The organism is Streptomyces viridiviolaceus (genome assembly GCF_014650995.1).
Classification (GTDB): domain Bacteria; phylum Actinomycetota; class Actinomycetes; order Streptomycetales; family Streptomycetaceae; genus Streptomyces; species Streptomyces viridiviolaceus.
This window is the reverse complement of sequence record NZ_BMWA01000037.1, coordinates 1-22458: the sequence shown is the minus strand read 5'-3', so window position 1 is coordinate 22458 and position 22458 is coordinate 1. Positions and strand designations below refer to the sequence as shown.

Sequence of the window (22458 nt, the reverse complement as noted above, 5' to 3'; positions counted from 1 at the left end):
GCCCGAACGGACTGCGCGACGAAGAAGGAGCACCCCGTGACGATTCAGCGGATGGACAACGTAGGCATCGTCGTCGACGACCTGGAGGCTGCCATCGCCTTCTTCACCGAGCTCGGCATGGAGCTGGAAGGCGAAGCGCAGATCGAGGGAACCTGGGCAGACCAGACGGTCGGCCTCGACGGGGTCCGCAGCGCCATCGCGATGATGCGCACCCCGGACGGCCACGGCAAGCTGGAGCTGACGAAGTTCCACACCCCCGCGGCGATCACTTCCGGACCACTCGACCCGCCACCCAACACTCTGGGCCTGCACCGTGTCATGTTCGCCGTCGACGACATCGACGACACGATCGCCCGCCTGCGCCGCCATGGCGCCGAACTCCTCGGTGGGGTGGCGCAGTACGAGAACATCTACCGACTCTGCAACCTCCGCGGCCCCTCGGGAATCATCGTCGCTCTGGCCGAACGGATCGGCTAGGACCGCGGACGGCACGGTCGACCGATCAGGGAATCAGCACGCTATGCCTTGCTCACGCAGCCAGTCGCACTGGGTTTCGCCCGACGACTTCGGCCGGTCGACGCCCGGTTCCATGGTCCGGAGTTCCTCCACCGTGGCGTTCTCAGGCCACTCCGTGGGTCCGCCTCCGGCGGACGGGGCCGTCTGCTTCGGTGTGGCGGGACTGGGAGCAGCGGGCCTCGGGGAGGGAGTCGCCGGAGAGGTTCGCACGGGGCTCGGTGAGGAACTCCCTGTCTCCGCGCGGTGAGTCGGCGTCTGCCGAGACGGCGTCGGGTTTGCCGGCGCCGGGGTGCTCGACGTGTCCGAGGCGGGGGCGTCCGTCCCGGAAGCGCTCGTGCACGCTGTCGCTCCGGTGCCGACGCCTACGATCAGAAGCGTGGCAACGGCGTGGGTCACCACCTTGCCTGCCCGCATGTGTTCCTCCCCAGGTGATCGATCAGGGCAGACTGAACTCTACGGCCGTGATGCCCAGCCGCGTCGAAACCGCCCTGGCAAGCAAAGGCCCCGGCGCCCTGAAGACCAGGGCACCGGGAACCGTACGCGTGAGGGTCAGACTCCGGCCGTCTCCGGCTCGCGGGTGTGCGGCGCGGGCGCGTTGGTGTCGCCGAGTTCCTTGTGCAGCTTCTCTCCCTCGACGTCGACGTTCGGCAGGACGCGGTCCAGCCACTTGGGCAGCCACCACGCCTTGGTCCCGAGCAGTGCGAGTACCGCGGGCACGATGGCCATGCGGACCACGAAGGCGTCGAAGAGGACGGCGATCGCGAGGCCGAAGCCCATCATTTTGATCATGTCGTCGTTCTCCATGATGAAGCCGGAGAAGACGCTGATCATGATGATCGCGGCCGCCGCGACGACCCGCCCGCCGTGGGTGAAGCCCGTGGTGATGGACTCGGCGGACGACGACCCGTGGACGTAGGCCTCGCGCATGCGCGTCACGAGGAAGACTTCGTAGTCCATGGCCAGTCCGAAGACCACGCCGATCATGAAGATGGGCATCATCGACATGATCGGACCCGGCTGGTCCACGCCGAACACGTCGGCGAGCCACCCCCACTGGAACACCGCGACGACCGCGCCGAGCGCGGCGGCCACCGAGAGCAGGAAGCCCAGTGCGGCCTTCAGCGGAACGAGGATCGAGCGGAACACCAGCATCAGGAGCAGGAAGGCGAGGCCGACGACCAGAGCCAGGTACGGGATGAGCGCGTCGTCCAGGGTCTGCGAGAAGTCGATGGTCATCGCCGTCATGCCGGTGACCAGCATGGTCGCGCCCGTCTCGGCCTCGATGTCACCGGACAACGAGCGGATGTCCTTGACCAGCGACTCGGTGGCCGCGTCGCTCGGCCCGGTCTTGGGCACGACCGTGAGGACGGCGGTGTCGCCCGCCTTGTTGAAGTTCGCAGGGGTGACGGCCGCGGCCTCGCCCAGGCCGGTGATCTCCTTGCCGACGGCATCCGCGGCGGCCTTCGCGTCGTCCGCGCCCCGTGTGTCGACGGTGACCATCAACGGACCGTTGAACCCGGCGCCGAAGGACTCCGACAGCATGTCGTAGGCCTTGCGCTGAGTGGAGTCGGGCGCCGCGCTGCCCTCGTCGGGCAGGCCCAGCTCCAGACTGGTGGCCGGTACGGCGACGACGCCGAGGCCGATCACCGCGGTGAGCAGCACGGTCACCGGGCGCCGGAGGACGAACCCGGCCCAGCGTGTGCCGAGCTTGGGCTTGGCGGGCGCCTTCCGTTCTGCCGCGGAAACCTTGCGGTCCTTGCGGCTGAGCGCCTTCTTGCCGGCGAAGGCCAGCAGTGCCGGGGTCAGGGTGAGTGCGATCAGTACGGCGATGCCGACCGTGGCCGCGGCGGCCAGGCCCATCTTGGTGAGGATGGGGATGTTGACCACCGCGAGGCCTGCCAGGGCCACGATCACGGTGAGTCCGGCGAAGACCACCGCGGAGCCCGCGGTACCGACGGCGCGTCCCGCCGCGTCCTCGGGGGACCGGCCCTCGGCGATCTCCGCTCGGTAGCGCGAGACGATGAACAGGGCGTAGTCGATGGCGACCGCCAGGCCGATCATCATGGCCAGCGTCGAGGTCGTGGCGGACAGCTCGAGCGTGCTGCCCAGCGCTCCGATACCGGAGATGCCGATGCCGACGCCGATGATGGCCGAGAGCAGCGGCATGCCTGCCGCGACGAGTGAGCCGAAGGTCAGCAGGAGGACGATCGCGGCGACGCCTATGCCGATCAGCTCGGCGGTGCCGCCCATCTCCTGCTCGGCCATCACCGCGTCGCCGCCGGTCTCGACGGTGAATCCGTCACTGCGCGCGTCGTCGGTGGCCTCGGTGAGCGACTCGCGAGCCTGGTCGGTCAGCTCCATGGAGTTGACCTTGTACGTCACCGAGGCGTACGCGGTCGTTCCGTCCTCGCTGACGGCGTCCGCCTCGAACGGGTCGGCCACCGAGGCGACCTGCGGGCCGTCACCGAGGGCCGCGACGAGTTCTTCGACCTTGGCCTTGCCGGCCGGGTCGGAGATCTTCTCGCCTTCCGGGGCACGGATCACCACGCGGGCCGTGGCGCCTTCGGCACTGGCGGCCGGGAAGCGTTCGTCGAGCAGGTCGAACGCCTTCTGCGACTCCGTGCCAGGCATGGAGAAGGAGTCTTCGGGAGGGGCGGGCGCTGCGGACGCGGCAACGCCGGCGCCCACGAGTACGGCCACCCACAGCAGGGCAACGAGGCCGCGGCGCCGGAACGCACGTCGACCGAGTCGATAGAGGAACGTAGCCACCTGGGACCAATCCGTCGGGTTACGGGCAGGGCGAAGACCCGGCACAGGGGAGAAGGCAGACTTTGACCGGGGTACCCGTCCATGCTCACCCGGGCTCTCCTGCATTTGATCCGTCCCTGGATCTGGACTGACGTACTGCGTCGGGTGTAGTACGCCTCTGCGCGCCTCTCCCACGGGCGTAGGTCACGGCGATGCGTGTACGCCGCATCCGCTCCTGCGCGCTGCCGGATAGGTCAGTTGGTCATGGCGATCCCGCTCGGGCAACCCGATCGGATGCCTACGTCATGCATTCCGCAGGGGTCATGTCCAGGATGGGCCTCGCGATGTGTTCCCTCTCGACCTCCTCCCCCGCCCAAAGGCGGGGCTCCAGCGGGCTCCCGCTGGGTCTGCACCGACGACTGCCCCGCCCTGCTCTGCAGGCGCTTCATCCCGTCCCCGGCCTGAAGGCCGGGTATCCACGAAGAATCTCAACGAAGGCGGAAAGAGCATGCCGACGTATGTCACGTTGCTGAACTGGACCGATCAAGGGATCCGGAACTACAGGGACACCGCGAAGCGTGCCGAAGCATTCGGCTCGGCGGTGCAGAAGCTCGGGGCCAATCTCCTGAACGTCTTCTGGACCGTCGGTCCGTACGACCTCGTGGCCGTCGTCGAGGCCCCCGACGACGAGACCGCCACCGCGGCGATCCTGCAACTCGGCGGGGTGGGCAACGTCCGCACCACGACCTTGCGTGCCTTCGGCAAAGAGGAGATGGATCGTATCCTCGCCAAGGCTGCCGGCTGAGAAGCCGTCAGGTTCAAGGCTCTGTCGTGCCACCCCGGCCGGCCCCTGCATGCCGGCCGGGACCGTACGCAGGAGCAGACGGTGACGCTCCGGCCCCGCCGACACGCCGCCACGCGGACGTCTCCCCGGTTCGATGACCTGCTGTGTGAGGTCAATGCATTCCATGCACGAGGCAGTTGCTGCGAAAATCCACTCGACGTCCGACGCTCGAGTGGCCGCAAGGAAAAGGTAGTCATGCCCCGTCAATCCGAACCGTCGCTCCCCCGGCTGCCGTCGCTCTCGCTCCGCGGGCGTAGGGGGAGTATCTGGCTCGATGCCGGGGCCGTGTGGCTGGACCATGGGGAAGAACGTCGCCGGATACCGATCGCGGCCGTCGAGGGCGCCCGGGCGACGGGACGCCACGGCCGGTCGGTCGAGGTGGCGCTGTGGGGCACCAACGGGCTGCCAGGGCCGGTGTTCGTGGTGGAGGGACGCGATGCCGCGGCGGCGGCGCGGTTCGTCGAGGTGATCAACCGGGCGAGACCGCGGACGGGACCGCCCCGAGGCGGGGCAGCTTTGGTCGACGTGCTGCCCCCGGGAACACCCGAGGCCGTCCGGCGCAGGAAACGGCGCACTCGCGCCGAAGTCCTCACCGTGCTCGTGGTCTACCTCGGGGGTATCGCGGGGCTGGCCCTGGCGGGAGACATGTTCCGGGTGATCATGTGGGCGACAGGGATAGGCCCGCTCGCCCTCGGCATCCTCCTCGTCGGAATAGGAGCCGCAGCGGCGCGCCGGCGGTGGGCGCTGAGGAAGCGGGGGGTCGCGGTCGTGGCGCGGTTTTCCCACGGCGGTGGCCAGAAGAGGTACTTCCGATACACGGACCTTCAGGGCGGCGACCACGAGATCCTGGCCGATTACGCAGCGCCGAAGATCGGTGGCGACCCGGACCGCATCGAGGTCGTCTACGACCCGGAGGAGCCGGGCAAGGCCGTATGCACGCTGACCGGGCGGACCCTGGCCTGGCGGACGGCAGGAATCGCGCTCTTCGGGGGCCCGATCCTGCTGCTCGGGCTCGTCATGACCGTGGGCCAGGTGGTGAGCCTGTTGTTCTGACAGGCCCCGGCTTCTCCGCTCGCCACAAGACTCTGGGACGAGTACGGCCCAGGCCCGACGGCCGTCGTGGACTTGGGCCGGCCGAGCATCCTGCAACCAGTGTCGGCCGGCCCGCCGGTTCGCGCATTTTTTCTCGGCACCGGCGCGCCTGCCGTGCTTGCGCGGGGTCTGCCCGCCCAGGGGCCGACCGGGGGGCGACGCCGGACGGCATCGCGGCCTCGCCGGTCGAGCTGGTGGAATCCTGCGCCGCACGGGGCATCCTGGCAGAGTCGGATGCGACACCGGGCGTCGTCCGGACGGGCCCGGAAGGGATCGCACCGCTCGCGCGAGAGCGATGCCCGGCGCCGTGGAAGGGTTGCGCATGACGACCATCGGTGTGGAAGAGGAGTACATTCTGGTCGATGCGGCCACACGCCGGTTGAGTCCGAACGGCGAGAAGGTGCGGACCGCGGCCGGCCTGGAACCGTTCGTCACACCCGATGAGATACAGCTCGAGCTTCTGCAGGCCCAGGTCGAGGTGGCCACCCCCGTCTGCGGCACTCTGGAGGAGGTCGGTGGGCACCTGCTGCGTCTGCGGCACGCCGTGGCGCATGCGGCGGAGATGTACGGCTGCCGGATCCTGGCCAGCGGCACCGCCTCGATGGTGCACGACACCCCCGTGCCCGTCACGGACAAGGCCCGCTACCGGGCCATGCGGCGGCAGGCGCCGCAACTGGTGGCGGAACAGATGGTCAACGGCATGCACGTACACGTCGCCGTGCCCAGCCGACGTGTCGGCGTCGAGGTGCTGAACCGACTGCGGCCATGGCTGCCCACGCTCACCGCCATGGGAGCGAACTCCCCGTTGTGGGACGGGCACGACACCGGGTTCGCCAGTTGGCGCACCATCGTCTTCGACCGCTGGCCGGTCAGTGGAATGCCGCCGCGCTTCACCGACGACCGAGATTACGATCAGCGGGTCGCGCGCCTGCTGTCCACAGGCATGATCGCCGACAGCGGGCAGTTGTACTGGCAGGCCCGGCTGTGCGAGCGCCATCCCACGGTGGAGATACGCTGCCTGGACGTGCAGATGCGTCCCGACAGCGCCGTGATGTTCGCCGGTGTGGCGCGCGGACTCGTGGAAACGGCCCTGCGCGAGGCCGCCACCGGCCGTACGGTGCCGGACACCAGCCCGGAGCTGTTGAAGGCGGCGATGTGGCAAGCCGCGCGCCATGGACTGAGCCAGGAGCTGATCGATCCCGGCGGCAGGCGCTGCCGTGCCGGTGACGTGGTGTACCAGCTCCTGGAACACATCGGTCCCGCGCTCGAGGACGCCGGCGACGCCCGGGAGGTCGCCGCGCTGCTCCATCACCGGATGCAGCACGGCACGGGTGCGGACATGCAACGCCGGGCGCTGGCCCAGGGCGGCCTCGACGCTGTGATCGACATGATCGCCGAAGCCACCGTGATGCCGTGAACCGCCCCTGAGGGCAATGATCCGCATTTCAACGGACTGATGTGCCCTCACGCCCCCAGCAGTGAGGTTCCGAGGAACGGTCAGTCGCTCAGGTGCCGCTGCAGCCAGTCGGCAGCGGCACGGCGGAACAGTCGCCGGTTGTCGGCGCGCAGGAAGTCATGTCCCTCGTTGTACAGCGTGAGCAGCTCGGCGGTCCGACCCCGTTCGCGCGCCGCCCTCACGAACTGTTCCGACTCCCCCGGCGGGACATTGGTGTCGTGTTCCCCGTGGACGGCCAGCACGGGAACCCGCAGCGCGTCGATACGGCTCATGGGCGACAACGAGCGCAGCAGCTCGCGGTCGCGTTCCGGGTGGCCGTACTTGTGGGCGGCGGATTGCGCGATCCAGGGTTCGGTGCCCTCGAAGAACGTCGCGAAGTCGGACATGCCGCAGACCGCCACCCCGGTGCGGAACAGATCGGGATGCCAGACGAGGGAGGCGAACGTGAGATAGCCGCCGTACGAGCGGCCCATGACGGCCAGGCGGGACGGGTCGGCCGGGCCTGCCAGCACCGCGTGGGCGGCGCAGTCCGCCACGTCGTCGAGTGCGGCGAACCGGCCCGTCCCCAGGTCGGCGTCGACGAACGACCGTCCGTGACCGGAGGAGCCGCGGACGTCGGGGGCGAAGATGTCCAGCCCTCGCCCGAGGATTTCGTGGTACAGGGGGTTGAAGACAGGGCGTTCCTGTTCTTCGGGGCCACCGTGAAGATGGATCACACAGGGCGCCGGTTCGGCCGGACCCCGTCCCGGTGCGCGGTAGTACCAGCCGTTCAGGGCCTGGCCGTCCCGGGCGGTCAGGTTCAGTTGGACCGGTCGCACGGGCGGGCGGCCCGGGGGAACGGCGTCCTCGTCCCGGGACGACCACGGCGTGCGCAGGAGAGCCACGCCCTTGGGGAGCCACCAGATGCCGGGGCGGCGCTGGGAGCCGGACAGGGACATCACCAGCCGCCCCGTGCCGGCGTCCACGATGCGGGTGACCACTTCGTGAGGCAGTGGCACGGGCCGGGGCGGACCGGCGGCGGCTCCGGTCGTGCCGGGCGGGTGCGTGTCGACGACCTCGACTTCGCTCGCGCCTCGGATGTTCCAGGCCAGGATGGCGGCACGGTCGTTCTCGGCGAACGCGAGCAGTTCCAGGTCGCTGCCCTCTCGCTCCGCCGCGACGGACCAGCCCCGCGGACGGCCTTCGCCGTCGAGTCCGGCGGTGAGCAGCACCGCGAACTCACGGTTGGCGTTGCTCCGCAGCCAGAGGTTGTCCGCCTGGGCGGAGAACCTGCCGATCCACGGATCGCCGTCGGCCACCGGTACGACATACGTCGTGACGAGGTCCGTGGTGCGGATGACGACCGCCTCACGCCGTCCGCGTGGGCCACGACGCAGCAGGGCGAGCCTGCCGTCCCGGCTGATGTCGCACACGCGCAGCGTCGCCGCGTCCGCCTCGCCGGCCAGCAGAACCGCGGCGGCCACACCGTCGGGGTCGATCAGGTAGGCCGACAGTGAGTCATGGGCGCCGGGTGTCATGGGGCCCGTCCGAGAGAGCTGGGGATGCCTGGCCGCCGTGCCTTCGGCCGGCGCGGTGGGGTGCGTCGCCTCCGGCTCCGTGTCGGTGAGCGGTGGCGCACCGAGGAGTACGGCGTCGCCGTCACGGCCGTACCAGCCGGCCGGCCTGCCGGCGACCAGCCCGTCCGGTTCGGCCGGAGCCTCGCCCACCGCGTCCAGGGACAGGGGTTGAGCGGTCGGGACGGCGACGGTGACCGCGACGGCCGATCCGTCGTGCGCCCAACAGCCCAGGTAGGCCGAGGTGCCCGGCTCCGCCCCGGCCAGGATGCGGCGGTCGGTGCCGTCGGGGCGTACGCACAGCACGCGCGTGTGTTCGCCGCCACCGGGGGCCGTGGTGTAGGCGATCCAGCGGCCGTCCGGCGACCAGGAGACCTCCCGTACGGGGTCCGGTTCCGCGTCGAGCAGCCGCACCTCATTGCTGTCGACGGGCCCGGCCCACAACTGCGGTACGCCGCCGCGGTCGCAGATGAAGGCCACCTGCGCCCCGGTCGGGTCGGCCGAGGGATACCAGCAGCCGTGGGCGGTGAGCCGCGTCGTGGCGTCGCGCGGTCCGGACGTGTCGAGCAGGGCGAACTGGGCCGGGGCCGCATGCGCGAGCTCGCGGCCGTCCGCCTCGCGCGGACCCGGCCCGGGGCCGCGCGTCACGTGGGGCACGGCGGGCCGCTCGGCAGCCACCGTGCCGTCGCCGTCCGCGCCGTACGTCACGTCCCCGTCGGTCATATCCCGTGCGTCTGAAGCCATATCTCCAACAAAGCCACTTGCCACAGGGCGTTGGCCCCGCGCTTCGTGCGGTGTTCTCCGGGTGCCGCCATGAGCTCGGTGAGGTACGAGTCCTTGAACAGTCCCCGCCGCTTCGCCTCCGGGGCGTTGAGTGCCCCTCGGACGCGGTCCAGGACGGGTCCGGCCATATGAGTGATCGCCGGGACGGGGAAATAGCCCTTGGGACGGTCCACCACCTCGTGGGGCAGCAGTTTGCGTCCCGCCTCCTTGAGCACACCTTTGCCGCCGTCGGCCAGTTTGAGGTCCGGCGGGCAGGCGGCCGCCAGCTCCACCAGCTCGTGGTCCAGGAAGGGCACACGGGCTTCCAGACCCCAGTCCATGGTCATGTTGTCGACCCGTTTCACCGGATCGTCCACGAGCATGACGTGGGTGTCCAGCCGCAGGGCCGCATCCAGGGCGGTCTCGGCCCCCGGCACCGCCATGTGGTCCCGGACGAACCGGCCGGAGACGTCGTCCCGCGGGAGCATGTCCGGTTGGAGCATCCTGGCGAGATCGCCGTGCGGCCGGTCGAAGTACGTTTCGGCATACCTGTCGGGTTCCGCCTCACGGGCGACGGAGGCCAACTGCGGGTACCAGTGGTAGCCGGCGAACACCTCGTCGGCTCCCTGCCCGCTCTGCACGACCTTCACCTCCTTCGCCACCTGCTCGGACAGCAGATGGAACGCGACCACGTCATGGCTGATCATCGGCTCGCTCATCGCCGCGACCGCTCCGTCGAGCGCCGTCGACACCCGCTCGGACGGCACCATCAGCTGGTGATGGTCGGTGGCGAATTCCCTGGCGACCTGGTCGGAGTACCGGAACTCGTCGCCGTCGTCGCCGCCTTCCGACTCGAAACCGACGCTGAACGTCGCCAGGTCACGTTGTCCCTCGTCGGCCAGCAGCGCCACGATCAAGCTGGAATCGAGACCGCCCGAGAGCAGGACGCCCACGGGGACGTCGGCGACCATCCGTCGGCGTACGGCGGTACGCAGCGCGTCGAGCACGGCGTCCCGCCATTCGCTCGGGCCCATGTCCGTGTACTCGGGGCGGCGTGTGTACGACGGCTGCCAGTAGCAGTGGTCCCGGTGGCTTCCGTCCGGTTCGACCACACGCACCGTCGCCGGCGGGAGTTTGCGTACGCCGGCGAGGACCGTGCGCGGCGCCGCCACGGTCGCGTGCCAGCTGAGGTACTGGTGCACGGCCACCGGGTCCAGCGAGGTGTCGACATCACCGCCGGCGAGCAGGGCCGGGAGCGACGAGGCGAACCTCAGCCGGCCCGAGGTCCGGGCCAGGTACAGCGGCTTGATGCCGAGCCTGTCACGGCCCAGGACCAGACGGCCGCTTCGGTGCTCGACGAGGGCGAACGCGAACATGCCGAAGAAGCGGTCGACGCAGCCCGTACCCCACTGACGGTAGGCCTTGAGGATGACCTCCGTGTCCGAGGTCGATTCGAAGCTGTGTCCGAGGCCCCGCAGCTCCTCGCGCAGCTCCTTGTAGTTGTAGATGCACCCGTTGAAGACCCCGGTGATCTGCTGTTCGGCATCCGTCATCGGCTGGTGCCCGAGCTCGGAAAGGTCGATGATCTTCAGGCGGCGATGGGCCAGCGCCACAGGGCCCCGCGACCAGATCCCCCGGCCGTCGGGGCCACGGGCGGCCTGGCGCTCGCTCATGCGCTGTACGGCCGCGAGATCGGGCCGTGTGCCGTCGAAACGCATCTCGCCGCTCAGGCCGCACATCAAGCACCACCTCCGCGGCGTGCGTCGGCGACCCACAGCCATGATGCGTACGCGGTCCCGCCGGTCGGAATCCGGGCCGGACTGGTCGACATGGTGGAACTTCTCCTTCACGGGAGGCGGGCTGACCCACTCGGAGTTCCCAGACAAGCGACGAGTAAGCATCCCCTGCTCATTCGAGCCTTACATGGCACAGGTGAGCGAGGATGAACGGGAGCTGCAGGCCCCATGCTCACGCGCGGCCTGCGGCCCACAGCCGTCGTATCGTGGACCGACGACCTGTACTCGGTGTGCAAGGAGACCGCACAGGGGATCGCGATCACCTGATGGCCGTGGTCAGGGACCCGGATGGCGCGTGGGACGAGCGCACCGCCGTGCCCGGCTCCCCGGTCGGGCAACACACGCCGGATTTTCTGACGGCCGTGGAGGAGCTGCGGGGCATGCGGAACCTGTACCACGTCGACGAGACGGCTGAGGTGGCGTCGAGCCGGCCCGGGAGGACCTGGGTCCGCCCATGGCCGGCAGCCTGCGCGGGGACCGGGCACGGGCACGCGACCGGGCCCTCCACGACAGCGGCCGCGCCGCCTGCGGCCTCTGCTCCTCCTGAACCGCGTCGGCCATGGTCCTGACGGTGGCGCATGTCGCCAAGAGCTATGGCTCTCGGAGCGTTCTGCGCGATGCGAGCTTGCGGGCGGAACCCGGGCAGCTCGTCGGCGTCGTGGGTGAGAACGGTGCCGGCAAGACCACGTTGCTGCGTATCCTCAGCGGCGATCTGCGTGCGGACGCGGGGACCGTGCGCCTCGACGGCACACTGGGGTACTGCCCGCAGCATCCTGTGCTGGACGAGGAGCTGACCATTCGGCAGCACCTGCGGCTGTTCCAGATCGCCCACCGGCTGTCCCGTCTCGACCGGGCCGACAACCTGCTGCAAGCGCTCGGGCTGGCCGCCTACGACCAACAGCCGGTCAAGACGCTCAGCGGGGGCACACGGCAGAAACTCAACCTCGTCCTCGCCCTGATGCACGACCCGGAGGTGCTGCTGCTGGACGAGCCCTACCAAGGCTTCGACTGGGACACCTACCTGCGGTTCTGGGACATCGCCCACGAACTCAGGACGGCCGGCCGCACCGTGGTCATCGTCTCCCACCTCGCCTACGACACCCACCGCCTGGACGCCCTGTACCGGCTGAGCGACGGCCGGCTGCACCCCGTACCGACCACGGAAGCGCAGCGATGAACGCCTACCGCACCGCTACCGCCTACAACTTTCTGGCTCTGGTGAAGAACCGGCTGGCCCTCACCCTCCTGGCCGTCCTGGTTCCCCTGTGGATCACCATCGCCAAGACCGTCGCCACCCCCGATTCCACCGCGTTCCGGCTGCGCGCCACCGGACAGGTCCTCCACGCGGGCGGAGACGAGATCACCATGATCAGCGGATCCCTCAACGCCGTGTCCCTGCTGGTCGGCTTCTGGATGTTCAGCGCCGCCCGCCGCACCAGCGACTTCGACCGGCGCCTGACGGCGGCGGGCTACCCGCGCCGTGCGCTGCTGGCCGCCGAACTCACCACCCTGCTCGCCACCGCCGCCATGGTCAGCGCCTACGCCGTGGCCTGGATGCTGTTGTACTGGACACCGCGCCAGACCGGCCTGCTCATCTTCGCCGTACTCTCCGCGGCCCTCATCTACGGCGCCATGGGCCTGTTCCTGGCGCTGTTCCTGTCGAGCGAGGTCGCCGGCATGGTCGCCATCATCATGACCAGCATCATCGACCTCGCCCCGCAGAACCCCGTCGCCGCGACGACCGCCGACAGCCTGCTGATCACGCTGCTGCCCAGTTACGGATCCCTGCAGACGGCCCTCCAGGCCGGCTTCACCCACCACCTCACTGTGGCACCCCTGGCCAACAGCCTGGCCTGGCTGTGCGCCCTGTCGGCCATCGCACTCGCGGCGTTCGTGCGGCGCACACGCATCCACAACGTCGGACAGCAACCACGCGAGCGTCCTCACAGGGCACGGTTGTGAGCCGGCAGTCGCGCTGCTCGCCGGCGGCTTGGACGCCCACCCCCTGACCCCGGGCGCGCAGGGCCGCCGACGCCGATCATGCCGGCTTCGCCCCGGGAAGGGCGGCAGTGTTAGAAATGGCTCATGAGCGGACATTTTGGCCGATCCTTGCTTCGGCCAGTCCACCGGCTCTCCGACCCGTGCCTTCGGAACACTCGGCACGGGAATGGGTACAAGGCGTCACGGCACCGGCGTTCGCCGGAGCAACCCTCTCGCTCCCTGCTGGGCGCGCGCAGCGTCGCCGGGCAGATGTTCGCCCTGCAGGGGCTGATCGTGGCGCTGCTGGTCGTCGCCGCGGCGCTGGCGCTCGTGCTCCAGGCCCAGCGCGACAGCACACAGAATGCCCGCGACCGTTCGCTCGTCGCCGCGGAGTCCTTCGCGCACGCCCCGGGCATCGTGGAGGCGTTGAAATCTCCCGATCCGACGGCCGTGCTGCAGCCGCAGGCCGAAGGCGCCCGCCGCGCATCCGGAGTCGACTTCATCGCCGTCATGAGCACGGACGGGATCCGCTACACCGACTCCGAGCCCGAGCTGATCGGCAAGCGCGCCGCCGGAGACATCGAGCGAGCGGCGGCCGGGGAGTCCTTCACGGAGGTCTTCGAAGGAGCCCCGAACGACGCGGTCAGGGCCATCGCCCCCGTCTTCGACACCGATGGCTCCGTCGTCGGGCTGGTCAGCAGCGGCATCGAGGTCGAGAACGTCGCCGATGCGGTGGACCGCCAGCTGCCGATCCTGTTCGGCGCCGCGGCGGGCGCGCTGGTGCTCGCCACGGCCGGCTCGGCGCTGGTGAACCGGCGGCTGCGGCGGCAGACCCACGGACTGGGCCCGGCGGAGATGACCCGGATGTACGAACACCAGGACGCGGTGCTGCATGCCGTCCGGGAGGGCGTGCTCATCGTCGGGGCCGACCACCGGCTGCTGCTGGTCAACGACGAGGCCCGTCGGCTGCTCGAACTGCCCGAGGGCGCGGAGGGGCGCCATGTCCGGGAGCTGGGTCTGGACGAGGACACCGCCGAGCTGCTGGCCTCGGGCCGGGCGGCCACCGACGAGGTGCGCCTGGCCGGGGACCGGCTGCTGGCGGTGAACGTGCGGCCCACCGCCCCCTTCGGCCGGCCGGGCAGCGTGGCGACGCTGCGGGACTCCACCGAGCTGCGGGCACTGGCGGGGCGAGCGGAGGCGGCCCAGCGTCGGCTGCGGCTGCTGTACGAGGCCGGGGTGCGGATCGGCACGACCCTGGACGTGGCGCGCACCGCCGAGGAACTCGCGGAGATCGCGGTCCCCCGGTTCGCCGACTTCGTCACGGTCGAGCTCCTGGACCCCGTGCTGCGCGGTGAGGAACCGTCGGGCGCGTACACCGAAATGCGCCGCACGGCCATCCGCGGCATCCGCGAGGACTCACCGCTGCAGCCGGTGGGCGACCTGATCCGGTTCCTCGTCCCCACCACACCGATGGCGGCGGCCCTGGCCGGTGGCCATGCGGTGCTCGTGCCCGATCTGAGTGCGGCCGCCGGCTGGCGGGCCCAGGACCCCGAAGGAGCGGACCAGGCCCTCGACTACGGCCTGCACTCGCTGATCGCGGCGCCGCTCCAGGCCCGCGGCGTGATCCTGGGGATGGCCAACTTCTGGCGTGCGGAGCATCCCGAACCCTTCGCCGAGGACGACGTCTCCGTCGCCGAGGAGCTGGCCGCCCGTGCCGCGGTGGCCATCGACAATGCCCGCCGCTACACCCGCGAGCACACCATGGCCGTCACGCTGCAGCGCAGCCTGCTGCCCCGCACACTGCCCGAGCAGGACGCGCTGGAAGTCGCCCACCGGTATCTGCCGGCGCTGGCCGGGGTCGGCGGGGACTGGTTCGATGTGATCCCGCTGCCCGGCGCCCGCGTGGCACTGGTCGTGGGGGACGTGGTGGGGCACGGCCTGCACGCGGCGGCCACCATGGGCCGCCTGCGCACCGCCGTACACAACTTCTCCACCTTGGACCTGCCGCCGGAGGAGCTGCTCGGGCACCTCGATGAGCTGGTCGTCACGATCGACCGGGACGAGGCGTCCCGCGACAGCGACGGCATAGCCGGCGCCACCTGCCTGTACGCGATCTACGATCCGGTCTCCGGGCGCTGCGCCGTGGCCAGGGCCGGACACCCCGGCCCCGCCCTGGTCCATCCCGACGGGCGCGTGGCCTTTCCCGATGTGCCCGCCTGCCTGCCCCTGGGCGTCGGCGGCATGCCCTTCGAATCCGCCGAACTGCTCCTGCCCGAGGCATGCCGACTGGTTCTGTTCACCGACGGGCTCGTCGAGGACCGCGCCCGGGACATCGACACCGGACTGGGCCTCCTGCGCGGCGCACTGGCTCGCCCGGGCCGGAGCCCGGAGGAGATTTGCACCGACGTCCTCGACGCCGTGCTCTCCCCTCACCCGGGCGACGACGTCGCGCTGCTGGTGGCCCGCACCCGTCGCCTGGAGGCCGGGCAGGTCGCCGACTGGGACGTGCCCGCCGACCCGGCCGCCGTCTCCCGTGTGCGCGCCGAGGCTTCCCGGCAACTGGCCGACTGGGCGCTGGACGACATCGCCTTCACCGCCGAACTCGTCCTCAGCGAACTGCTCACGAACGCCATCCGCTACGGCGCCGAGCCGATCCACGTCCGCTTCATCCGCGACGGCAGCCTCATCTGCGAGGTCTCCGACAGCAGCAGCACCGCCCCGCACCTGCGCTACGCGGCCACCACGGACGAGGGCGGCCGCGGCCTGTTCCTCGTCGCCCAGCTCACCGAACGCTGGGGCACCCGTTACACCGAACGCGGCAAGGTCATCTGGAGCGAACAGCCCCTCACCGCAGGAGCGGGGGAAGCAGCGATACCGGTGCCGGTGCTGGACGACCTGGCGTGGTGATCCTGGCGCCACCGTGAGGGAGGCATCGCGCCCGGACCGTGTGCCTCCCGTCGGCGAAACTCACCCTGCCGAGGACCTCGAGCGGTCCGGCGACGGTTCGCCCCAGTCGTGGAGCACGATGCCGTTGCCGTCGAAGGCGTGCACGTCGGCCACTGTCACGTCGTAGACACCCTCGTGCCCATCGGGCTCGACGCCCTCCACAGTCGCCGTGTAGGGCTTCTTGTAGAAGCCGCGCCGCATGTCTCCGGTGAGCGTTCCCCACTTGCCGGACTTGGCCGAGTTGAGGAAGCCGACCACCTGCATGTAGCGCTCCGCGTTCGCTCCGGTGATGATCAGGCGTAACTGCGCTGCGATGTGTACTCGCCGCCGCGCTCGCCCCAGTCGTGGACCCTCTCGTCCTGGAGGTCCCTCACCGAGGAGCGGATGCCCAGGCGGGCGAGCATCCGTTGCCTCCCCCACGTTCCACGGCGAGCGGTTCCCGCAGCCGGGCCCGCCGTGGCCCGGCATCCCAGCCACCACGGACAGCCGGACGTTCGGACCCACGACGCCGTCGACGGCGGAAGCAGGTCTTGGCAGCCCGTTCCGTACCCTGGCGGCATGCGGATGCGCCCCACTCTGAGCTGGACCCCCGCGGAGGACCTGCCGCCGGGCACGACTGACCTGGAGCCGGTCGCCGATGCGCTGACCACCGGCGGTGTGCTGGTGCTCAGCGGGGCGGGCATCTCCACGGAGTCGGGTATCCCCGACTACCGGGGCGTGGGCGGCAGCCTGAGCCGGCACACCCCGATGACCTACCAGGACTTCACCACCAGCGCGCAGGCCCGGCGACGGTACTGGGCGCGCAGCCACCTGGGCTGGCGCACGTTCCGCCGCGCCCTCCCCAACGCCGGGCACCGGGCCGTGGCCGCGTTCGGGCGGCACGGCCTGCTCAGGGGTGTGATCACCCAGAACGTCGACGGCCTCCACCAGGCCGCCGGCAGCGAGGGCGTGGTGGAGCTCCACGGGAGCCTGGACCGGGTCGTCTGCCTTTCCTGCGGCGCTTCGAGCCCGCGCCGGGAGCTCGCCCGGCGGCTTCAGGAGGCCAATCCCGGCTTCGAGCCGGTGGCCGCCGGGATGAACCCGGACGGTGACGCCGACCTCACCGACGAGCAGGTCGGGGACTTCCGCGTGGTGCCCTGCACCGTCTGCGGCGGCATTGTGAAACCGGACGTGGTGTTCTTCGGCGAAGCCGTGCCGCCCGGGCGAGTCGAACACTGCCGCGGCCTGGTCCGGGAGGCGACCTCGCTGCTGGTCCTGGGATCCTCACTGACGGTGATGTCCGGACTCCGGTTCGTCCGCCAGGCGGCCGAGGCCGGGAAGCCGGTGCTGATCGTCAACCGGGACCCGACCCGGGGCGACCGGCACGCCGTCACCCGGGTCGCGCTCCCCCTGGGCACGGCCCTCACCACCGTGGCCGACCGACTCGGTGTCCCCGTCGACGACTAGCACTGCCCACTGAGATGGAACTCCTGATGCCGTAGAAGCTGACTGCGACTCAGCACTTCGTCTGACGACTGGGCAGTTCACCTGGCGGGGCTGAGCGCTCTGGTCGGCGAGCAGGGCAGTCCGGCTGGTGGACCCGTCGGCGACTTCGTCTGGCCGGACCCGGTCGCCGTCGGCATCGACGTCGTTGCCGTCCCGGAACCCAGGACGACGACGAGGAACCGTGTGCACCTCGATCTCGCCACCACCTCCGCGGCCCATCAGGAGGAGTTGGTCGCGCGCCTCCGGGCTCTCGGCGCGACGCCCGCCGACGTGGGCCGGGGCGACGTGCCGTGGACGGTCCTCGCCGACCCGGAGGGCAACGAGTTCTGCGTGCTCGCCCCGTCCTGCCCGGAAGCCCCGACGACACGGTGAGCCACACCGAACAGCGTCGTCCATCAAAGCCTCGACGCCGTGCTCTCAGCGCACATCGAGCAGCATCACGTCGTGGAGGTCCCGGCCCTCGCCCCATGGCCGCGCCTCGCCGATCTTGCGGTATCCCCACGCCCGGTAGGCGGCCGACGCCACCTTGCTCGCCGGGTGGACGTTCAGCAGCACCCGCTCGGCTCCGACGGCGTCGAGCAGCGTCTCGTGCAGACGTCGCGCAACACCCTGTCCGCGCCACGGTCCGCGCACGGCGAGTTCCATGAGCCCGAAGGTGCGATGCCCGTCCTCGCGCCGCATCTCGTCGGGCACGGGCTCGGTGAGTTCGTCCCACCACACCGTGTCGGGCGCGAGCGGGTAGCCGTACGCCATGCCGATCGGCTCGCCCTCCGAGGTACGGGCCAAGACAGCGCGAAAGGCGCGCTTGCGAGCCTGTACCGGGAAGCGGCGGAAGGCGGCGGCGACATCGTCCTCGGTCTCGTTGTACGGAGGTTCGGCGAACGCTTCGGCGTAGATCAGCTCGAACGCGTCCTCGGCCCGCACTGCGGCCGATCCATCCATGCGCTCCATCGCGACGATGCCTTGCTGCGCCATGTGATCCCCCTCGAACGGTCTCGCGAATGCGCTCGCCGCGCACCGGCCGCCGGAACTCCCGGATCTTAACCACTGAGGACGGTGAGAAGGTGCTGGGCAAATATGGGGAGCCGAATCGGTGACGGCATGGCTGAGCGGACCCCCTCGCGCGCACGTAGGACATACAGGAGGGTTCATGCCCGCCCCGCGTCCTTGGGGGACGCGGTCACCGACCCGAGGAGACCGCACCGATGAGCACCCCGCGCCCGAGCGACCGGACGACGAGGCACCAGCCTCTCGTCCTCGGCCTGTTCCGCATCGTCTGGGGCCTGCTGTTCACCACCGAGGGCGCGGCCACGGTCTTCGGACTGCTGGGCCGGCGGGCCAGCCCCGTGGGTGACTGGCCGTTCTGGTACGCGGGGGTGATCGAGCTGGTGTGCGGTGCGCTCGTCCTGCTCGGGGTCGCGACACGCGGCGCGGCGTTCCTCAGCTCGGGAATCATGGCGTTCGCCTACTTCACCGAGCACCAGCCGGACGGGCTCTTCCCGTTGCAGAACGACGGCCTGGCTCCCGCGTTGTTCTGCTGGGGCTTCCTGCTGCTGTTCTTCTTCGGGCCGGGCGCCCTGTCCCTGGCGGGCCTCGTCCGCCGTCCCGGTACCGAACCGGGCGCGGCCGGGCCGGTACCGGGACGGGCCTCGTAACCGCCCTCGCCCGCTGGGAGAACCGGCACCCGAGCAGACAGCGTCCGTCGAAGCGCAAGGTCTGTCTGCAACGGCAGCGGCCCGACATCGTGCACGCCCTGGTGGCCCGCTGCGTGGCCGGCCCCACCGAGCGGACGGCGCGCCGTCCTGGACGTCGCGCCGTCGGTGGGATGGGGTGCCGGCGTCAGCGGCGGCCCGAGCGGTGGTGGCCCCAGGCGTAGTCGTCGACGAAGCGGTCGCGGTGGTTGCGCAGGGTGGCGGTGTCGGAGCGGTTGTCCCAGACGTAAGTGCGGCGGTCCTGATAGAGGTCGTGGCGGCTGTCGCGGCCGGATCCGGTGTGGACGCGGACGGTGGAGCGGCCGTCCAGGCGGTAGTGGTGGAAGGTGTAGGTGCGGCCGTCCTCGGCGGTCAGCGTCCAGCCGTCCAGGTTCACCGCGCGGCGGGTGTTGTTGGTGACTTCCACCCACTCGCCGTTCAGGGACCGGCGGGAGTGGTCGTCGCGGCCCGGGGAGTCGTACTGGACGCGGCTGATCTCCACGTCCGTCCGGTGCCGACGGTGATCGGTCGCGGAGGCCGGCGCCGCCAGGACGGCGGTGACCGCTCCCGCGCTCAGTACGGCGGCGGTGAGGCGGCGGGCTGTCGTGGACTGGAACACAGGTTCTCCCTGCGGGGTGCGGGCACAGCCGGGACGACGGAGCGGAAGCTGCCGGGGATCCGGGCTGTGCGGGGTGTACCGGCGGCCGGACGGCCGCGCACAGCCACCTTCTCCGCCTTCACCCGGGACACGGGCGAGGCGTGAACCGTGTTACGGAACACCCACATTGCTGTGACTCTCACCTGTAACGTCCATTTACTTACTTCAGGCAGGGAATGCGTGATCTGAGGGCAGAAGACCAGGTTTGTCGTCAGTCGACACGGCGGCATGCGCGCCCCGGCATCGGGAGACCGGTACCCGAAAGTGTGTAACAGATGACCACCCCGACTACTCAACTTTGACTAGAATCCGAGGCGATGAGTGAGCGAACCATTCCCATCCTGCCGTGCAGGACCATCGAGCCCGTTCTGGACTTCTACACCTCCATCGGGTTCGAGGTGACCTTCCGGCAGAAGAGCCCCAACCCCTACGCGGTCGTGCGGCGCGGCGGCATCGAGCTTCAGTTCTTCGGGCGGAAGCAACACGAGCCGGCCGAGTCGTTCAGCACCTGCTACGTGCTCACCGACGACGTCGACGGGCTGCACACCGCCTTCCGGGCGGGCCTCGCGGCGGCGTACGGACGCGTCCCGACCCGGGGGCTGCCGCGCATCGGACCGCTCAAGGACATGTCGTACGGCATAAGGCAGTTCCTCATGACCGATCCGGCGGGCAACTGCATCCGGGTCGGCCGCCCGATGAGCCAGGACCAGCACCACCGGGCCGCTCCCGAGGAGACCTTCGCCCGCGCTCTGCACCACGCCTCCCTCCTCGCGGACTCGAAGGACGACCCGGAGGGCGCCGCGAAGGTCGTCGACCGGGTCCTCGGCCTGGACGACGAGCGGCCCACGCCCGTGCAACTGCTGCGCCTCCTCGTCCTGCGCGCCGACGTCGCCGTGCGGCTCGGTGACGAACGGACCGCGACGGCCGCGCTCGACCGGGCCGCCGCCGTCCGCCTCACCGAGGAGGAGCGCACGTCCGCCCGCGACGACCTGGAGCGCCTGGACGAGCTGCGGGTCTGACGCCGGCGACGACGAGCCGGGGCCGCGTTGTCGGACCGGCGTGATGAGGTGGGTCCCATGGGCTCCGGCATCTACGTGTACAGGTTCCGCGACGGCGGCATCGTCCCGGTGGAAGAAGCCCTCGTTCGGGAGGTCTTGGAGCCGTACGCCCCCTACGAGGTCCCCGGCGAGGAGCACGTGGCGTGGGTGCGGGCCGCCGACGGCAGCGAGGCCGATGTGTCCGTCGACCACGGCGTCTCGTTCGCCCGGCCGGGCTCCGGCGTTCTCGACATCGTGGCCGAACTCGCCCGCCGCACGGGCGCCGCCGTCCTCCCGGCGGGCGTGGAGGGGGCGATCGTGACGAGCGAGTCCGATCGGCAGCACCTGCCCCAGGCGCTTCGGGAGAGCGCGTTCGTCGTACCGCCCCCGGGCCTGACCGGCCGGGCGATCGGACTGGTCATCAGGCCCCGGCCGGAGCCGCGCACCCGGCCCGTGCTGCCGCCGTTCCCGTACCTGCCCGATCCGGTGGCGTCCGGCGCGGTCGTCGCGGCCGACGAGAGGTGCGCCTGCTGCGGCCACGACCAGGGCTGGCTCTGCACGGTCCCGGCCCTCGGGCGGGACGGCCAGGACGTGCCGGAGGGCCGTCTCTGTCCGTACTGCGTCGCGTTCGGCACCGCCGCCCGTCGGCACGGCCTGTACTTCAACGAGGTCCTGCCGGATCAGGTGCCCGGCGCGGTCGCCGCCAGGATCCGTGAGCGCACTCCCGGCCTGCCGGGCCGCGGGCGCCGGCCTTGGCCGGCGCACTGCCGCGACGGCGCCCTCTTCGTGGGCACCGTCACGGACGACGGCCGCACGGCCGACCGGTCCTTCCGCTGCCGAAGCTGCGACAGCCCGGTCGCCGACACAGTGTGCGGATGACGGGCGCCCCGCCCCCGGCGTGGGAACCGGTGCCTAGGCGCCGCTGCCTTCGGGGCGCGCCGTGCCCGGGCCGACGGGAGTGTCCCCGCGCAGCGTGATGCGGTGCATGACGCGGTGCTGGTCACCGTAGTCGCGGTTGGCGTAGTGGGCCGTGCTGCGGTTGTCCCACAGGGCGACGTCGCCGGGCTGCCAGCGGTGGCGTACGACGTGCTCCGGCTTGGTGAGGTGGGCGTAGAGGATGTCGAGGATGCCCCGGCTCTCGTGCTCGGAGACGCCGACGATGTGCGAGGTGAAGCCGGGGTTCACGAACAGGCCCTTGCGCCCGCTCTCGGGGTGCACCCGTACCACCGGGTGTTCGACCGGCACCAGTTCGGTGAACACTTCGCCCTCCCACAGGTTCCCCCGGCCCTGCCGGCGCTGGGCCAGGTAGTAGCCGAACTCGCGGCTGCCGTCGTGGACCGCGGTCAGCGTGTCGACGTACGCCCGCAGGCCAGGCGACAGCGACTCGTAGGCGAGCTGGCTGTCGGCCCAGTTGGTGTCACCGCCGGTGGGCGGCAGCACCACGGCCCGCAGCACCGAGATCGCGGGCGGCCGGCGTACGAAGGTCACGTCCGTGTGCCACACGTCGGCGAACCCGTTGTCCTGACTGTCCAGGCTGTACACCTCGGGTGCCACGTCGCCGGAGTCGTGGACCGGATGCCCGACGGTGACCTCGCCCAGACGCCTGCCGAACTCGATCTGCGCGGCGTCGTCGAGGCCGTCCTGGCCGCGGACGAACAGCACTTTGTACCGTACGAGCGCTTCCCGGAGCGCGAGGACCTGGTCGTCGTCGAGGCGTCCGAGGTCGATGCCGCGGATCTCGGCGCCGAAGCTCGGGCCGAGCTCGGTGATCAGCAACTGCTCGGTCTCCGGCCGGGCACTGAGGATGCTCACGTGTCTGTCCTACCTTTCAAGACGTGGGTCTGATCTGGTCATTCGTAAGATCGGAGGGCCCAGGGGCTCTGGGTATGGCTGT

19 protein-coding genes and 1 pseudogene are annotated in these 22458 nt (G+C 70.6%); 12 read left to right on the top strand and 8 right to left on the bottom strand.

Annotated elements, in window-relative coordinates:
- Positions 1-36 precede the first annotated feature (36 nt).
- Positions 37-477: a VOC family protein gene (locus IE260_RS36465; RefSeq protein ID WP_229881668.1), complete on the top strand. Its 441-nt coding sequence runs from the start codon at positions 37-39 to the stop codon at positions 475-477.
- 142 nt (positions 478-619) lie between these two features.
- On the opposite strand, the gene IE260_RS36460 is transcribed toward IE260_RS36465, so the two are convergent.
- Entirely contained in the window at positions 620-856 is a 237-nt protein-coding gene (locus IE260_RS36460) for a hypothetical protein (RefSeq protein ID WP_189879917.1), read from the bottom strand.
- 209 nt (positions 857-1065) lie between these two features.
- Positions 1066-3285: an MMPL family transporter gene (locus IE260_RS36455; protein WP_189879915.1), complete on the bottom strand. Its 2220-nt coding sequence runs from the start codon at positions 3283-3285 to the stop codon at positions 1066-1068.
- A gap of 487 nt (positions 3286-3772) precedes the next feature.
- On the opposite strand from IE260_RS36455, the gene IE260_RS36450 reads away from it, so the two are divergent.
- The 3 genes from IE260_RS36450 to IE260_RS36440 all read left to right on the top strand — a co-directional run bounded on the left by IE260_RS36450 (position 3773) and on the right by IE260_RS36440 (position 6617).
- Positions 3773-4069 (top strand): GYD domain-containing protein, encoded by a 297-nt coding sequence (locus IE260_RS36450; RefSeq protein WP_189879913.1) that lies wholly within the window; start codon positions 3773-3775, stop codon positions 4067-4069.
- 234 nt (positions 4070-4303) lie between these two features.
- On the top strand, positions 4304-5161 hold the full coding sequence (locus IE260_RS36445) for a hypothetical protein (RefSeq protein WP_189879910.1): 858 nt from the start codon (positions 4304-4306) through the stop codon (positions 5159-5161).
- Positions 5162-5522: 361 nt separating this feature from the next.
- Positions 5523-6617 (top strand): carboxylate-amine ligase, encoded by a 1095-nt coding sequence (locus tag IE260_RS36440; protein ID WP_189879908.1) that lies wholly within the window; start codon positions 5523-5525, stop codon positions 6615-6617.
- A gap of 80 nt (positions 6618-6697) precedes the next feature.
- Here the strand turns inward: IE260_RS36440 and IE260_RS36435 are convergent, their stop codons facing one another.
- Positions 6698-8932 (bottom strand): S9 family peptidase, encoded by a 2235-nt coding sequence (locus IE260_RS36435; protein WP_229881667.1) that lies wholly within the window; start codon positions 8930-8932, stop codon positions 6698-6700.
- The gene (locus IE260_RS36430) at positions 8929-10710 is read right to left on the bottom strand and encodes an N-acetylglutaminylglutamine amidotransferase (RefSeq protein WP_189879905.1); all 1782 of its coding nucleotides are present in this window, start codon (positions 10708-10710) and stop codon (positions 8929-8931) included. The genes IE260_RS36435 and IE260_RS36430 overlap by 4 nt, the downstream gene beginning before the upstream one ends.
- A gap of 616 nt (positions 10711-11326) precedes the next feature.
- On the opposite strand from IE260_RS36430, the gene IE260_RS36425 reads away from it, so the two are divergent.
- The 3 genes from IE260_RS36425 (at position 11327) to IE260_RS36415 (ending at position 15654) form a co-directional block, all read left to right on the top strand.
- Positions 11327-11944: an ABC transporter ATP-binding protein gene (locus IE260_RS36425; RefSeq protein ID WP_189879903.1), complete on the top strand. Its 618-nt coding sequence runs from the start codon at positions 11327-11329 to the stop codon at positions 11942-11944.
- Entirely contained in the window at positions 11941-12729 is a 789-nt protein-coding gene (locus IE260_RS36420; protein ID WP_189879901.1) for a hypothetical protein, read from the top strand. Before IE260_RS36425 ends, IE260_RS36420 begins: the two co-directional genes overlap by 4 nt.
- A gap of 288 nt (positions 12730-13017) precedes the next feature.
- Positions 13018-15654 (top strand): SpoIIE family protein phosphatase, encoded by a 2637-nt coding sequence (locus IE260_RS36415; protein WP_189879899.1) that lies wholly within the window; start codon positions 13018-13020, stop codon positions 15652-15654.
- 60 nt (positions 15655-15714) lie between these two features.
- On the opposite strand, the gene IE260_RS42225 is transcribed toward IE260_RS36415, so the two are convergent.
- Positions 15715-15957 carry a hypothetical protein gene (locus IE260_RS42225; RefSeq protein WP_229881665.1) on the bottom strand — a complete coding sequence of 81 codons (243 nt, stop codon included), beginning with the start codon at positions 15955-15957 and terminating at the stop codon, positions 15715-15717.
- Positions 15958-16251: 294 nt separating this feature from the next.
- Between IE260_RS42225 and IE260_RS36405 the strand changes: the two genes are divergently transcribed.
- Entirely contained in the window at positions 16252-17139 is an 888-nt protein-coding gene (locus IE260_RS36405; RefSeq protein WP_189879895.1) for an NAD-dependent protein deacetylase, read from the top strand.
- Between the two features lie 129 nt (positions 17140-17268).
- Positions 17269-17520, top strand: a pseudogene (locus IE260_RS36400) (VOC family protein); the annotation flags it as partial.
- Between the two features lie 75 nt (positions 17521-17595).
- Here the strand turns inward: IE260_RS36400 and IE260_RS36395 are convergent.
- Positions 17596-18153, bottom strand: coding sequence for a GNAT family N-acetyltransferase (locus IE260_RS36395; protein ID WP_189879893.1), 558 nt, complete (start codon positions 18151-18153; stop codon positions 17596-17598).
- 230 nt (positions 18154-18383) lie between these two features.
- Here IE260_RS36395 and IE260_RS36390 point away from each other — a divergent pair, with 230 nt between their 5' ends.
- Positions 18384-18833 (top strand): DoxX family protein, encoded by a 450-nt coding sequence (locus tag IE260_RS36390; protein ID WP_189879891.1) that lies wholly within the window; start codon positions 18384-18386, stop codon positions 18831-18833.
- A gap of 184 nt (positions 18834-19017) precedes the next feature.
- Here the strand turns inward: IE260_RS36390 and IE260_RS36385 are convergent, their stop codons facing one another.
- Positions 19018-19488 (bottom strand): lamin tail domain-containing protein, encoded by a 471-nt coding sequence (locus tag IE260_RS36385; protein ID WP_229881663.1) that lies wholly within the window; start codon positions 19486-19488, stop codon positions 19018-19020.
- A 356-nt stretch (positions 19489-19844) separates the two neighbouring features.
- On the opposite strand from IE260_RS36385, the gene IE260_RS36380 reads away from it, so the two are divergent.
- Positions 19845-20546 carry a bleomycin resistance protein gene (locus IE260_RS36380; protein ID WP_189879889.1) on the top strand — a complete coding sequence of 234 codons (702 nt, stop codon included), beginning with the start codon at positions 19845-19847 and terminating at the stop codon, positions 20544-20546.
- A 57-nt stretch (positions 20547-20603) separates the two neighbouring features.
- Entirely contained in the window at positions 20604-21443 is an 840-nt protein-coding gene (locus IE260_RS36375; protein ID WP_189879888.1) for a CbrC family protein, read from the top strand.
- Positions 21444-21476: 33 nt separating this feature from the next.
- On the opposite strand, the gene IE260_RS36370 is transcribed toward IE260_RS36375, so the two are convergent.
- The gene (locus IE260_RS36370) at positions 21477-22376 is read right to left on the bottom strand and encodes a TauD/TfdA dioxygenase family protein (protein WP_189879886.1); all 900 of its coding nucleotides are present in this window, start codon (positions 22374-22376) and stop codon (positions 21477-21479) included.
- Positions 22377-22458 lie beyond the last annotated feature (82 nt).

Coding starts and splice junctions, on each gene's coding strand:
- IE260_RS36450 (WP_189879913.1), top strand. CDS start 3,773: ATGCCGACGTATGTCACGTTGCTGAACTGGACCGATCAAGGGATCCGG.
- IE260_RS36445 (WP_189879910.1), top strand. CDS start 4,304: ATGCCCCGTCAATCCGAACCGTCGCTCCCCCGGCTGCCGTCGCTCTCG.
- IE260_RS36440 (WP_189879908.1), top strand. CDS start 5,523: ATGACGACCATCGGTGTGGAAGAGGAGTACATTCTGGTCGATGCGGCC.
- IE260_RS36435 (WP_229881667.1), bottom strand. CDS start 8,932: ATGACCGACGGGGACGTGACGTACGGCGCGGACGGCGACGGCACGGTG.
- IE260_RS36430 (WP_189879905.1), bottom strand. CDS start 10,710: ATGTGCGGCCTGAGCGGCGAGATGCGTTTCGACGGCACACGGCCCGAT.
- IE260_RS36425 (WP_189879903.1), top strand. CDS start 11,327: ATGGTCCTGACGGTGGCGCATGTCGCCAAGAGCTATGGCTCTCGGAGC.
- IE260_RS36420 (WP_189879901.1), top strand. CDS start 11,941: ATGAACGCCTACCGCACCGCTACCGCCTACAACTTTCTGGCTCTGGTG.
- IE260_RS36415 (WP_189879899.1), top strand. CDS start 13,018: ATGTTCGCCCTGCAGGGGCTGATCGTGGCGCTGCTGGTCGTCGCCGCG.
- IE260_RS42225 (WP_229881665.1), bottom strand. CDS start 15,957: ATGCAGGTGGTCGGCTTCCTCAACTCGGCCAAGTCCGGCAAGTGGGGA.
- IE260_RS36405 (WP_189879895.1), top strand. CDS start 16,252: ATGCGGATGCGCCCCACTCTGAGCTGGACCCCCGCGGAGGACCTGCCG.
- IE260_RS36395 (WP_189879893.1), bottom strand. CDS start 18,153: ATGGCGCAGCAAGGCATCGTCGCGATGGAGCGCATGGATGGATCGGCC.
- IE260_RS36390 (WP_189879891.1), top strand. CDS start 18,384: ATGAGCACCCCGCGCCCGAGCGACCGGACGACGAGGCACCAGCCTCTC.
- IE260_RS36380 (WP_189879889.1), top strand. CDS start 19,845: ATGAGTGAGCGAACCATTCCCATCCTGCCGTGCAGGACCATCGAGCCC.
- IE260_RS36375 (WP_189879888.1), top strand. CDS start 20,604: ATGGGCTCCGGCATCTACGTGTACAGGTTCCGCGACGGCGGCATCGTC.